The organism is Acinetobacter johnsonii, from assembly GCF_048551975.1.
GTDB classification, from domain to species: Bacteria; Pseudomonadota; Gammaproteobacteria; order Pseudomonadales; family Moraxellaceae; genus Acinetobacter; species Acinetobacter johnsonii_A.
In genome coordinates this window covers 1-12,997 of sequence record NZ_JBIMCF010000026.1, presented here as the reverse complement: position 1 = coordinate 12,997, position 12,997 = coordinate 1, and the positions used below count along the sequence as shown (strand labels likewise).

The 12,997-nt window shown below is 40.8% G+C and carries 10 protein-coding genes and 1 riboswitch; of the genes, 5 read left to right on the top strand and 5 right to left on the bottom strand.

Annotated features, from left to right (window positions below):
• Positions 1-268 precede the first annotated feature (268 nt).
• The gene (locus ACG9ZB_RS14540; protein WP_419326482.1) at positions 269-1,600 is read left to right on the top strand and encodes a Na+/H+ antiporter NhaC family protein; all 1,332 of its coding nucleotides are present in this window, start codon (positions 269-271) and stop codon (positions 1,598-1,600) included.
• A 43-nt stretch (positions 1,601-1,643) separates the two neighbouring features.
• On the opposite strand, the gene ACG9ZB_RS14535 is transcribed toward ACG9ZB_RS14540, so the two are convergent.
• On the bottom strand, positions 1,644-2,666 hold the full coding sequence (locus ACG9ZB_RS14535; protein WP_419326480.1) for an AraC family transcriptional regulator ligand-binding domain-containing protein: 1,023 nt from the start codon (positions 2,664-2,666) through the stop codon (positions 1,644-1,646).
• 135 nt (positions 2,667-2,801) lie between these two features.
• Between ACG9ZB_RS14535 and ACG9ZB_RS14530 the strand changes: the two genes are divergently transcribed.
• Both ACG9ZB_RS14530 and ACG9ZB_RS14525 read left to right on the top strand, forming a co-directional pair.
• Positions 2,802-3,677 carry a metal-dependent hydrolase gene (locus ACG9ZB_RS14530; RefSeq protein WP_419326478.1) on the top strand — a complete coding sequence of 292 codons (876 nt, stop codon included), beginning with the start codon at positions 2,802-2,804 and terminating at the stop codon, positions 3,675-3,677.
• Positions 3,678-3,790: 113 nt separating this feature from the next.
• Positions 3,791-5,623, top strand: coding sequence for a DUF3413 domain-containing protein (locus tag ACG9ZB_RS14525; RefSeq protein WP_419326476.1), 1,833 nt, complete (start codon positions 3,791-3,793; stop codon positions 5,621-5,623).
• Positions 5,624-5,671: 48 nt separating this feature from the next.
• Here the strand turns inward: ACG9ZB_RS14525 and ACG9ZB_RS14520 are convergent, their stop codons facing one another.
• The 4 genes from ACG9ZB_RS14520 to ACG9ZB_RS14505 form a co-directional block, all read right to left on the bottom strand.
• On the bottom strand, positions 5,672-6,664 hold the full coding sequence (locus tag ACG9ZB_RS14520) for a DUF2804 domain-containing protein (protein ID WP_419326475.1): 993 nt from the start codon (positions 6,662-6,664) through the stop codon (positions 5,672-5,674).
• 172 nt (positions 6,665-6,836) lie between these two features.
• Positions 6,837-7,349 (bottom strand): DUF1543 domain-containing protein, encoded by a 513-nt coding sequence (locus ACG9ZB_RS14515; protein WP_419326474.1) that lies wholly within the window; start codon positions 7,347-7,349, stop codon positions 6,837-6,839.
• 529 nt (positions 7,350-7,878) lie between these two features.
• Positions 7,879-9,108: a tryptophan synthase subunit beta gene (trpB, locus tag ACG9ZB_RS14510; protein ID WP_419326473.1), complete on the bottom strand. Its 1,230-nt coding sequence runs from the start codon at positions 9,106-9,108 to the stop codon at positions 7,879-7,881.
• On the bottom strand, positions 9,092-9,733 hold the full coding sequence (locus ACG9ZB_RS14505; protein ID WP_419326472.1) for a phosphoribosylanthranilate isomerase: 642 nt from the start codon (positions 9,731-9,733) through the stop codon (positions 9,092-9,094). The genes trpB and ACG9ZB_RS14505 overlap by 17 nt, the downstream gene beginning before the upstream one ends.
• Positions 9,734-9,878: 145 nt before the next feature.
• A riboswitch (cobalamin riboswitch) is annotated at positions 9,879-10,086 on the top strand.
• Positions 10,087-10,120: 34 nt separating this feature from the next.
• Between ACG9ZB_RS14505 and ACG9ZB_RS14500 the strand changes: the two genes are divergently transcribed.
• Positions 10,121-11,992 carry a TonB-dependent receptor plug domain-containing protein gene (locus ACG9ZB_RS14500; RefSeq protein ID WP_419326470.1) on the top strand — a complete coding sequence of 624 codons (1,872 nt, stop codon included), beginning with the start codon at positions 10,121-10,123 and terminating at the stop codon, positions 11,990-11,992.
• Between the two features lie 99 nt (positions 11,993-12,091).
• Positions 12,092-12,670 carry a cob(I)yrinic acid a,c-diamide adenosyltransferase gene (locus tag ACG9ZB_RS14495; protein ID WP_419326469.1) on the top strand — a complete coding sequence of 193 codons (579 nt, stop codon included), beginning with the start codon at positions 12,092-12,094 and terminating at the stop codon, positions 12,668-12,670.
• Positions 12,671-12,997 lie beyond the last annotated feature (327 nt).

Here is a 12,997-nt window from a genome sequence, read left to right as displayed (position 1 = left end):
AGAGCACATCGCGTTCGCGTTCCAATTCATTTTTCGTCAAATATTTTCAGAACAACCGTAAAGCACCATTTACTGATATTTCGGTTTTTTTCTCAATGATCAAAGATGCCTAATTTTAGGAAATACCAAAATGTCTAAGTTTTAGATAAACTTATTTTTATTTGCAAAAAAATGATAAAAATAGGCGGCTTAGCTTTTACATTTAAAGTTTTATGAAATAGCAAAACCTGCATTATACTACGCACATTCTTTCATTTCCCTATCTCCTATGACCACCGATAACTCAGGTTTAGTGCAAGCACGTGCGCTTGCGCTGTTACCGCTTATTGTTTTTTTAGCCATTTTCTTAGGCAGTGGTATTTACCATTCTATGATTGGAACCGAGTTTGCGTTCTATCAAATGAAAGCGCCTGTTGCAGCCATTCCTGCCATTATTTTGGCAGTATTGATTTATCGCGGTGAGCTGAATCAAGGCATCGAAACTTTTCTGCGTGGTGCTAGTCACCCGAACCTCATCTTGATGTTCATGGTGTTCATGCTGGCAGGCGCATTTGCCAGTACCACCAGCGCCATTGGTAGTGTAGATGCTACAGTGCAAATGGGCTTGTCTGCGATTCCACCAGCCTTTGTGTTACCGATGCTATTTATTATTTCAGCGTTCATTGCAACAGCAATGGGCACCTCGATGGGCACCATTGCAGCCTGCGCGCCCATTGCCTTTGGTTTCTCTCAAGCCACTGATATTGCCGCAGTCTATACCATAGGTGCGGTCGTCGGCGGTGCGATGTTTGGTGATAACCTGTCGATGATCTCGGATACCACCATTGCAGCCACCACCAGTCAAAACGTTCAGCTTCGAGACAAGTTTCGCGTCAATGTCTGGATTGCAGTACCTGCAGCTTTAGTCACGATCGCGATTTATGTCTTTAGTATCCATCAAACCGAAACCATTCAATCCAAAGACTTTAACCCTTGGCTAGTGTTGCCCTATGTGGTGGTATTTGTCCTCGCCTTCAGTCGTTTACACGTGCTTGCGGTACTTACAGTCGGTGTGGTGCTCTCTGGGGTGATGGGACTGATTGCAAAGCCAGAATTTACGGTCATTCAACTCAACACAGCCATCTATGATGGTTTTGTCGGTATGTTTGAAGTCGCTTTACTATCGATGTTCTTGGGTGGTCTTTCGACCATTATGCAAAAAGAAGGTGGACTCGACTGGCTTATTCAACGCATTTACAGCCTCACCCGTTTATTTAAAGTTGGTCGTGAGCGCGCAGGGGAAATCGGATTGAGCTTTTTGGTGGTGTTCTCCAACATTTTTGTGGCCAACAACACTGTAGCGATTATTTTATCGGGCGATATGGCGCGCGAAGTCGCTAAAGAATATGGCGTAGACCCCAAACGTGCAGCCGCTTTGCTCGATATCTTTTCATGTGTGGTACAAGGACTGATTCCCTATGGCGCACAACTTTTATTGGCCTGCTCGATTGCAAAGCTTTCTCCTGTCGAACTCATCGGCAGCATTTACTACTGTTGGATACTGGCGATTTTTGCCATCCTTGCGATTGCGTTTCGTTTTCCACGACTGAAATCAGTCTGATCATTTCAGCGTCTCCCTGAAGGCGCTTTTTTTATGCTTGCTGTTATTTGAGTTGTCGTTTCAACTGTAATAAGGTCTGTCCACTGTGCTGTTTATAGGCACGTGCTAAAGCAGACTGTCCTGAATAGCCGAGTTGTAAGGCGATTTCAGTCAAACTCAAACCTTGTTGTAATAAATATTCACAGCGCTTCATGCGCTCTGACTCAAGTACTCGCTTAAATGAACTATCCCAGTCTTGCAACTGGCGTTGTAAGGTTCGCGTTGATAGGTGTAACTCATTAGAAATCTGTTCGATTTTAGGGGCTTCCGCATGTGCTTTAAGATAATCCGCCACGGCGCTATGAATCTGTTGTAATACGCTTTCATAACGAGGTTTGAGTGCAATGGCAACCTCTGCTTGTTTCAGTAAAAGCTGCGTTAAAGCAGGATCAGCAAAGCCCGATTTTAAAGTCAAACTGTCCGCACTCATCACATAGGCATAGCAGGCTTGATTAAAGCTCACTTCACAGCCATAAAATTTTTGATAATGATACTGTGCCATCTGGGCTGAATGCGCCATTTGGATTTTTAAGAACTGTAATTGATCGGGAAAAATTTTCTTGGCCAAATGCACAATAGATGCCATAGTCATTTCATTCAGTGAAGCATATTTCTCATTGAGAAAAGGCCAAGTCAGCCAAACTTCATTGCCCCTTTGCTGCATCTGCATGGGACTAACTTCTGCACCATCAATCACCAAACGATTAAAACGCATCACATAACTCAGTGCTTCAGCCACACTATTACTGCGTGTGGCCATATAGCCCAAAACACCAAAATGTTCAGGTTGAATAAATTTTGCCATCTCCATAATCAACTGCGGACAATCCAACTGTTCTCGCGTCAGTTGTAAAATCGTTTGAAAGAATGAAAATGGAGATTGGGTATCGATTGGCAGTTGTAATACATCCTCCAGTTCATACTGATATTGCGCTAAAAAACCGAGTTGATGAAAATCAATTCCTTGCTCTATGAGATACATATTCCAGAGCTGAAAATAACCATGGGGGATTTGTAATTCTTGCATGACGGCCCACCCGCTATTTGACATGCGATATTTTCACATTGGCGTAAAATGTATAAAAAATGGCAATATCTGTCAAAACAAACTGCATTTTCTCCGACATACTGCAATCATCCAAGGCAAATGAAGTAAAACAAAATGAATGCCATTGTTACAGCCCCTATTGAACCGATTGTGCGAACCCAACTCAATTTTAAGCTCGATGAAGTGCCACGTTTTTGGTTTGGCGGCGACCCATTTCGAACGCGCATGTTTGATGCTCTCAGCCTCACTTTCCCCGATGGAGAACGCTATTTTATTCAAAGCGTGCGTTTATTTCGGGACCAGATTACAGACCCAAGCTTAGCGGCTCGTGTCAGCGATTTTATTAAGCAGGAAGCACAGCATGGCATTGCCCATGACAAAATGAATCAGGTCATGCGAGAACAAGGCATGCCCGTTGACAAATTTATTCAACGTTTAAATAAAATCTTTAAATTTGAACTGAGTAAACGCTCTCCGCAGTACAACATTGCCATGACGGCTGCAGCAGAACATTTAACTGCACTCATGGCAGAAACGTTTTATAGCCAAAAAACAACCTTAGCAGAAGCCCATCCCTATGTACGTGCTTTATTTGCATGGCATGCCATTGAAGAAATGGAACATCGTGATGTGGCGTTTGATGTGATGAAACAAGTCGGACATGTGCCTGAAGCGACGCGTCTATTTGCATTGGCCTTTACCACGGTGATGATGTTTGGTTTCACCACCTACCGCGCAGATGTCATGCTCAAACATGATGGTTTTAGCCGCCTGCAACGTTTGCAAATGATGCGTAAAGGGCTGTCATGGTTATTTGGACAAAAAGGAATACTGTCTCGGATGCGTGGGCAATATTTCGATTGGTTTAAGAAAGACTTTCACCCCAATCAACATCCTGTGATTGCACAGTATGATGTTTGGATCGACACCCTAGCAAAAACGAATGATCCAATTTTAGCGGGCGAAGCTTTTTGGCAAGCTGGGAAATAATTCAGTAAGCGCAACAAATATACACTTTGGATGAGTTTAGGTATCATACGCCCATCTTAAAACATGGGCACATGAAGTTGAATTTGTATGTCCGATTACATCCGAAGTTAAAAATGTCGTTTAAATTCAAACTCCGCGTTCTTGGTTATCTGATCATGGTCAATGCAGTGATCTCGATGCTCATTGCTTGCAGATATTTCCTGTATTTATCTGAGTTTCCAACAGATTTATTGGGATTCAGTTTCTTATTTACTGGAACATTCTCGCACATGACTGTGCTTGCTTCATTGATTGGCTTGATCTTGATTCCGAGCTTATTTCTACCCAATACGCTACGTCATATTACGCAAGCAAGTATTGCTAGCTTGGCACTGATTGCACTGATCATAGATACCTTTGTTTATGCACAGTACCGTTTCCATATCAATACCGTCATGCTGGAACTGGTGATGTCAGGTCAAGTTGTGAGTTTCTCAATCTCAACATGGCTGATGGTCATTGCTGCGATTGCCTGTATTTTTGCAGCACAATTTTACTTGATCCGATTCTTAGAGAAAAAATTACCCACTTTTTCATGGAGCATTGGTAAAAAGTTTACAGGCTTAGTGTTTGTCGCTTTACTTTTAAGTAATGGTATTCACGTTTGGGCTGCAGCACATGTGTATCAACCTGTAACAATGACACAACGCTATTTACCGATGTTTTATCCGATGACCTCGAATAAAACCATGAAAAAGTACGGCTGGATTGATGAAGAAGCCTTAGAAAAACAAAAGGCTATGTCTTTAGAACGTAAAAGTGACCTGAATTATCCGCTGACGCCGATTGTTGGAGAAGCTCCAAAGCAACCCACCAATATTATGTTTATCGTGATTGATTCTTGGCGTGCAGACACATTTAATGCAGACAACTCACCAAACTTGTGGAGTTATGCGCAGAACGGAAAGATTTTTAATCAACACTATTCAACAGGAAATGCCACACGCACAGGTATTTTCGGCATGTTTTATGGTATTCCTGGTACTTACTGGCATGGCATGATTGTGAACCGCCAAAGTCCAGTATTTATTGACCGTTTGCAAGCACTGAATTATCAACTCGGTTTATTTGCTGCCGCCAAATTAACCAACCCTGAATTCCACGAAACCGCGTTTTCAAAAGTGCCAAATTTACGTATTGGTTCTTCTGGCAAAGTGGCGGGGGGGATAGATGAAGAATTAACGCAGGATTGGTTAAAGTGGTATGAAAAAAGAGATCGAAACAAACCGACCTTTTCATTTTTATTTTACGACTCCCCACACGGATACAGCTTCCCTAAAGACTATCCACACCAGTACAAACCTATGCTGGATGAGGTTAATTATCTCAAGTTAAGTAATGATTCTGATCGTTCATTAATGATGAATCGTTATAAAACTAGTGTGCACTACGTCGACAGCATTGTGAAACAGGTTTTAGATAAACTAAAAGAAACGGGTGATGCAGAAAACACATTGGTCATCATTACTGGCGACCACGGACAAGAGGTGAATGATAATCTTCAAAACTTCTGGGGACATAATGGTAACTTTACCGACCCTCAAGTCAAAGTTCCTTTTGCAATCATTGGTCCGAAGATTCAAGCTGATAAACTATGGAATAACCAAGTTTTAACCAGCCATCAAGATATTGTTCCAACCCTCATGAAGAACTATTTGGGTGTGACCACAAAAATTCACGACTATTCAGTGGGTGAAGATTTGTTGGGACCACAAATTCAACGTGATTGGATTTTAACCTCAAGCTATAGTAAATATGGCATTGTTACCCCTAAAAACATCTTAGAAGTAGGGGCTGTTGGGCAGTTCGAAATCTTAGACAAAAAGAATCAGCCAATGTCAGATCAAGAGCCAAACTATGCTCATGTTCAAGCAGCATTAGAGCAAATTAGTCGCTTTAATAAATAAAGGCAAAAGAAAAACCGGCATGATGCCGGTTTTTTTATCACCGGTCTTTTACCACTTTGCATAGTGCTGTTCGAGCAGTCCATATTCATTCAACAATACAACCTCTTGATCACCCTGCTGAATCGTACCGCTAATCTTGGCTTGCCACTGACTAAACTGGCTGCCGACCAGACGTAAATTGAGGTTTTCAAAACGACGCCAACCCGTAGTCACGGTTAAATGCAAACGCTCATCTAACGAACGAATCGTCCAGCGACCTTCTTCTTCCATCTGAAACAAAACATCACTCACTGTGTATAATTTTCCATTTATCCACAGACAGTTTTCATTGCCAAAACTTTCATTCACACCAGAGGCTAAGTTCAGACCAATACGCTTACCCTGTGCATCCCAAAAACTACACGAAAGCCAAAACCATGCCGTTTCCGGTCGGAGGAAACCACAGGTATCGTCTAAAGAAGCCAATGTCCGATCATTGAATTGGATTATCTGACCTGCTTTATTGGTAAAAAATCCTTCACAAGCCAAAGTTGTGAGTTTTTGTGTATAGGTCCAACCATTGATTCCTGTTGGGCTACACATACTCAATGGATCAGTACCTGCGCAGAAAATTCGGGCACTCAGCTTAATTTCACCATACTTGGTGACTTGAACATAGCGCACACCATTGGCATGCTGAATTTCAATTTGAAACGGTGAATTTGCAAAAACACTTTGGTTATATAAAGGCTGTTCATCCAATACGGTTTTACGTGCTAAAAAATTCACCGCATTCCATTCAAGCACTTCATTTTTAAGATGATCGTAAATATAAACGAAACCATGCCCAGCCCAAGCAATATCAGCAATCGCTAAGCCAATGGTGCAATGCTCATGTTGAATGCTACAAAACTTAAATTTCTTATATTTCAGCTTTTTACGCCATCCCGTAAGCACTTCACCATACGGAGTTTTATACTGATATTTATCTAAATCAATGGTTTTTGGAAGTTCACTAAACCGACCATAATGGGGTTGTCCATTGGACTGTATCAAATCCATTGATGCTCTATCCTTAAGCAAAAGTTAATTAATATCCGTATGCTTATTATGCCTATAATTTTGGCACTGAACAGCATTTAGTTTATTTTTTCATCAGCTTCTTATGAAAAGAAATCAGATTAACATTTTGATGTCTTTATGTTTTCATCCTAGCACTGAATACGCACTCAGCTTAATTCAACATTAAATACGTATTTTCCCATATATTCTGTGCAAACTCAGTTTCAACCAACAGCACATAACGTCCATGTATGCAATCAATCGCAATACAGTCATCGACGTCTAAAACACGATCTGTATGTTGCTTTTTCCACTTTTGATCAAAATGTAGTTTGCCAAGTTGTTTGGCTTCCGCTGCATGTGGAGCAACAACGAGTACATAACGATGCAACTCCCCAAATTCACGTGTGTCATAGCCACCTAAATTTATGAGCCACAATTTTTCATCTGTGACTTGAGGCTGAGCATCACTAAACTTTATTTGGTATTTTTTCCCTTCACTTTCAACACCATTCACTTGCATCCAAGCATCAATATGTAAGCCTTTTTGTTCACCAAACCATGCATTTTTTAATTGTGTATACGTATCTTTTAGGCTGTCACCCACAGTAAATACAACATCATGGACTTCGGTATTGGCACGTACATGACGACCACCTAGCATAACCATAAATAGGTTGGGCATTTTCTTTCCTCTATTCAATAGTTTCTCTTACATCACAAAATGATTCATCATTTACGAGGCAGAAAACGTACTTTTTCTGCAAAAGTATTCAACTAAATGATACACGCCAAACTCATCAGCAACTGTTCGAGTCAGGCTAAAATTAAATAAATCATGTTTCTGCGAGGTATAAATCACATGATGATATTCGACGAGTTTTGCTGATGAATCATATTTTGGTTACTTTTTTAAAAGTAACGTGACGAACTCCTACAATGACATAAATAAACGGTAAGACTCCGCCATGATGCAAATAATAATTGATTGTTTAATTACATGATAATGCTATGCAAAGTAAGATATTTCCTACGCGAACCCATAACAATTCATCACTTAAAATGAGGGCGTACATTTATAAATTTTCCCTCTTTTAAGTGAGCTAAGCGATTTTCATTAAAGTAAATAAAAATCGTGCTGAGCTTTCACCCAACACGATTCTTTAAATCTAGTCGTAAAACCTCCCCCAAATGGGAAAGCTTCAAGGAAGTAATTACATCTCAACCATTTCCACGCCATCAATACGCGCCACGGTCATTAAGTCCTTATCACCACGACCAGAAACCGTCGCAATAATAATTTGATCCTTAGACATCGTCGGTGCAAGTTTAGTGACATAGGCCATGGCATGAGAACTTTCTAATGCTGGAATAATCCCTTCAATATGGGTCAAATCACGGAAACCTTGTAAAGCTTCATTGTCATTGATCGGAACATATTCAACACGATGCATATCCTTTAAGAAACTATGCTCAGGGCCTACACCTGGATAATCCAAACCTGCAGAAATCGAATGCGTTTCAATGATCTGACCTTGTGCATCCGACATTAAATAAGTACGGTTGCCGTGTAATACGCCTACGTGTCCTGCATTCAATGGTGCAGAATGTTTACCCGTTTCAATGCCATAACCTGCGGCTTCAACACCATACATTTTCACATCTTGGTCATTTAAGAACGGATAGAACAAGCCCATTGCATTGGAACCACCGCCTACACATGCCACCAAGGCATCAGGTAAACGCCCTGCTTGCTCTTGAATTTGTTTGCGAGCTTCACGACCAATAATGGATTGGAAGTCACGAACTAACTGTGGATATGGGTGCGGGCCAGCGACTGTACCAATCACGTAATATGTAGAGTCAACATTGGTCACCCAATCACGCATAGCTTCGTTCATGGCATCTTTCAATGTTTTAGAGCCACTTTCCACAGGAACAACGGTCGCACCGAGTAAACGCATACGATAAACGTTCATAGCTTGACGTTTTACGTCATCTGCACCCATAAACACAACACATTCAAGACCTAAACGTGCGGCAATCGTGGCCGTTGCTACACCATGCTGACCAGCACCTGTTTCGGCAATAATACGTTTTTTACCAGACAGTTTTGCCAATAGTGCCTGACCAATGGTGTTATTCACTTTATGTGAGCCAGTATGGTTCAAATCTTCACGTTTTAAGTAAATTTGCGCCCCACCCAACTCTTTCGACCATCGCTCAGCATAATATAAAGGACTAGGACGACCTACATAGTAGGCGAGGTCACGGTCGAATTCTGCCAGAAATTGCTCATCATCTTTCATACGGAAATAGAGCTTTTCTAAGTCTTCTAATGCAGCCATTAGAGTTTCTGACACAAAACGTCCGCCATGGATACCGAAATGCCCTTTTGCATCTGGGTATTGGGTATAGTCAATCACATTACTTTGCTGATCCACGATGGACTCCTTGCATGAAGTTTTCTATAAGTTGTTGGTCTTTTATACCTTTAGCGGATTCGACGCCTCCGCTGACATCTACAGCATAAGCCCCAGTCGTCTTTATAGCGTCTTCAACATTAGTTGGGGTTAAGCCGCCAGCTAAAATTAAAGGAATATCCAGTTTGGGGAATTGTGACCAGTCAAAACTGTGTCCTGTTCCCCCTTTCAGTTCAGGATGCCATGCATCTAAGAGCACTGCGCTTGCCCCTGCCTGTTGAAAGCGTTGAACTTCTGCCACCACATCCAGTTCAGGTTTCACTTGAATGGCTTTATACCAACGACGTCCTACTTGTGCAGCAATTGCCTGACAGTCTTTTGGTGTTTCATCACCATGAAACTGAATGATATCCAGCGCTACTAGTTTTAACGCATCGGCAATGTCATCCGCAGTTGCATTCACAAAAAGCCCAACAGTTTGCACATAGGCAGGCACATGTCGAATCAATTCTTTAGCTTGAGCTGTACTGACATGACGTGGACTAGGCGGGAAAAATACAAAACCAATCGCATCAGCCCCAGCATTGACCACAGCTTGAATATCTTGGCTACGGGTAATTCCACAAATTTTGGCACGGGTTCGCATAGGTTATGACTCTGGCTCAACCCTATTTATAGCTGATCTATAAATTAACAGGGCGAATCATTGTAATGCAATTTTTTCACCTTGCGTAAAGTTCATCCTGAAAAAATCTTTACATAGATTGTTTAATTCGCATACAAACCTTATACTTCGCTCAAATGCAATAAGTCTAAGCACTATGCTTTAGGGAAGTTGGTGAGAGTCCAACACTGCCCCCGCAACGGTAAAACGAAACGTATATCTTTATAAGTATTTGCACTTACATCACTGCACTCGTGTGGGAAGATGGATATACCAATATTGTTCGCAATATTTATATTTAAGTCCGGAGACCTGCTTGTTGCGCCATTTAACTCAATCATTCACGGGGGGTGAATGTATGGAGCCAGCATGTCAAATTTATGTCAGCCTACAGCTTTAGTGGGCGCAATCGCGATTGCGATGGGTTTCTCCGTGTCTGCATCTGCAAAAGACAGCATTAATGCCTCTTTAGAAACACTAGTTATAACTGCAACACGTTCTGAAGAAAAGATTAAAGACGTACCAGCACGTATCTCTATTATTGAACCAAAGATTCTCGAACAATCGCCGATTGCGTCATTACCACATTTGCTTCAAACAGATGCTTCGATCAATATGGTTCAAAGCGGTGGTTATGGACAATATACGGAAATATTCTTACGAGGCACTAAAACGAATCAAACCCTATTATTAAGAGATGGTGTCCGTCTTAACTCAAATACATCTGGTGCAGCATCATTACCATTTATCGATACGACTGATATTAAACAAATTGAAGTATTAAAAGGTCCTGCATCAGTTCTATATGGTGCAGATGCGATAGGTGGTGTAATTCAGTTAATCTCAAAAACTCCAGAGAAAAACTCAGCATTTGTTACTGGTGAAATTGGCGAGAATAAAACCTATAAATCAGTCATTGGTGCAGATCTTGCTGAAAATGGTTTTTATGCTCAAATTCGTGGGCAACGTTTAGAAACTGATGGTACGCCAGTGACTGATGCAAAAGATAATAAAAAAGCGAGCTTTGATCAAAAAGGCTATAGCGCAAAAATCGGTGTTGAAAAAGAGCAATTTGCAGCGTCTGTCGACTATAGTGAAAACGAAGGCTATAGCGACTATGACAACTATGGCAACTTAGTTTCTCAAGACTTCAAAAATGAAGTTATTAATGTAAAAGGTCGTGTAAATATTCTTGATAATGTAGCTATTCACGCTCGCTTATCTCAGTTTAAAGATGATTTGAACCAAAATAACTCACCAGACTATGTTTACAGTACTACACAAGAAGCTGAACTTTATACGAAATGGCAAATGACACCTGCTCAAAATATTTTAGTGGGTTCAACATACAAAGATATTAAAGGAAATGTTTTTTCTAAAGGACAAGGTTATGAATGGGAAGGTGTATTCTATCCAGGAGTCGACGTTCTTTACGATGAAAAGGTTAACTCCACTGGCTATTTTGTCCAACATCAATACCAAGGTAATGGTTTAGATACACAAGTTGGTATTCGTCTAGAAGATAATGATAAGTTTGGTACTCATACTGTTGGCCAAGGGGCTATTCGTTATCAAATATTACCTCTAACAAGCGTCTACGCGAATATTGGTTCCGCATTCCGTGCACCAACAACCAATGACTTATATGCAACACCTTGGGGCGCTAATCCAAACTTAAAACCAGAAGAAAGTTTTTCTTATGAAATTGGTTTAGATCAAAAGTTAAACTACAATATTAATCTTGGTTTATCTATTTACCGCAATCAAGTTGATAATTTGATTAGTTCCAAAGCTGGGAAACTTGAAAATATTAAGAAAGCAACCTTTACAGGTGGTGAAGCGTCATTCAAATGGCAGCAAAATGAACTATTTTTAAGTACAACCTATGCCTATGTACAAGCAAAAGATGATGAAACCAAAAAAGATTTAACCCGTCGCCCTCGTCAAAGTCTAACTCTAACAACTGGGTGGGATGATGGAGAATATGGTGTTTCTGCTTCGGTAGTTGCTAAATCAGATTCAAAAGATTTTGCGGATACTGCAACTGCTCCACAAACAATTACACCAGGCTATGTCTCAACAAATGTAAATGTGTATTGGCAACCTATCCCAATGATCAAACTCTTTGCAAATATTGAGAATATTGGTGATGTAAATTATAAAACTGCTTATAACGGTAACGGCGTGTACTACATCAACGGTGGTCGCCAAGCTACCGCAGGAGTCACTTTCCGTTATTAATTTAACGTAAAGACTCAAAAAAATTTAAAAACAGCGCAGTTTATGGATAATGTTTTGACCGGCATTATCCTTTTTTTCATTCTTTAGGCAGGACAAATTATGGGCCACCGTTTAAGTAAAATTTATACCCGTACTGGCGACTCAGGCACCACAGGTCTGGGTGATGGATCACGCGTCACTAAAGATGATCTAAGAATTACCGCACTTGGTGATGTGGACGAACTCAATTCAACAATTGGTGTGCTCCGTGCTCAAATTAGTGCAAGTCAAATCACGAACAAAGCCACATGGGACAAAAGCTTAAGCCTCATTCAACATTGGCTGTTCGATTTAGGCGGTGAAGTATGTATTCCCAACTATCATTTGCTCCAACCGGTTTGTATTGAGTTTCTTGAACAAGAAATTGACCGTATGAATGAAGACTTACCCATGCTGAAAGAATTTATCTTACCTTCGGGTTCTTTAGCATGTAGCTATGCACATCAAGCGCGAGCGGTATGTCGCCGAGCTGAACGTAGCTTAATGTCGGTGCACACTCGTGATCAAAATATTCAAAGCACCGCATTACAGTTGCTCAACCGTTTATCGGATTGGCTTTTTGTTGCATCCCGCGCCTTGCAACGAGCTGAGGGCGGCTCAGAAGTGCTTTGGCAAAAAAATATTAATGAAACCATTTAAACCTTTCTAAGTTTTTAGAACAAAATGGATTCCTTACGAGTCTTTTAGATAAGTTCACTGGAAGACTTTCTAAGATTACTTTTCTTTCGGGAAAAGTAATCAAAACCATTTTTCCAATCGTAAAACTCGTCAAATACCATCACTTATCGTGAATATAAACATTTCATTCAAATTCAGTCCTACCTCTAACTATTACACACAGCATTGGCGTATATCTGATATTTCCACCTGGCTTTGTTGCATAAAGGCTTAAAAGACAGAGTTATCCTAAGTAACTCAATTTTAAGTGACAACTTGGGTGTGAGGTCGGCCTAATTCTGTAAATTT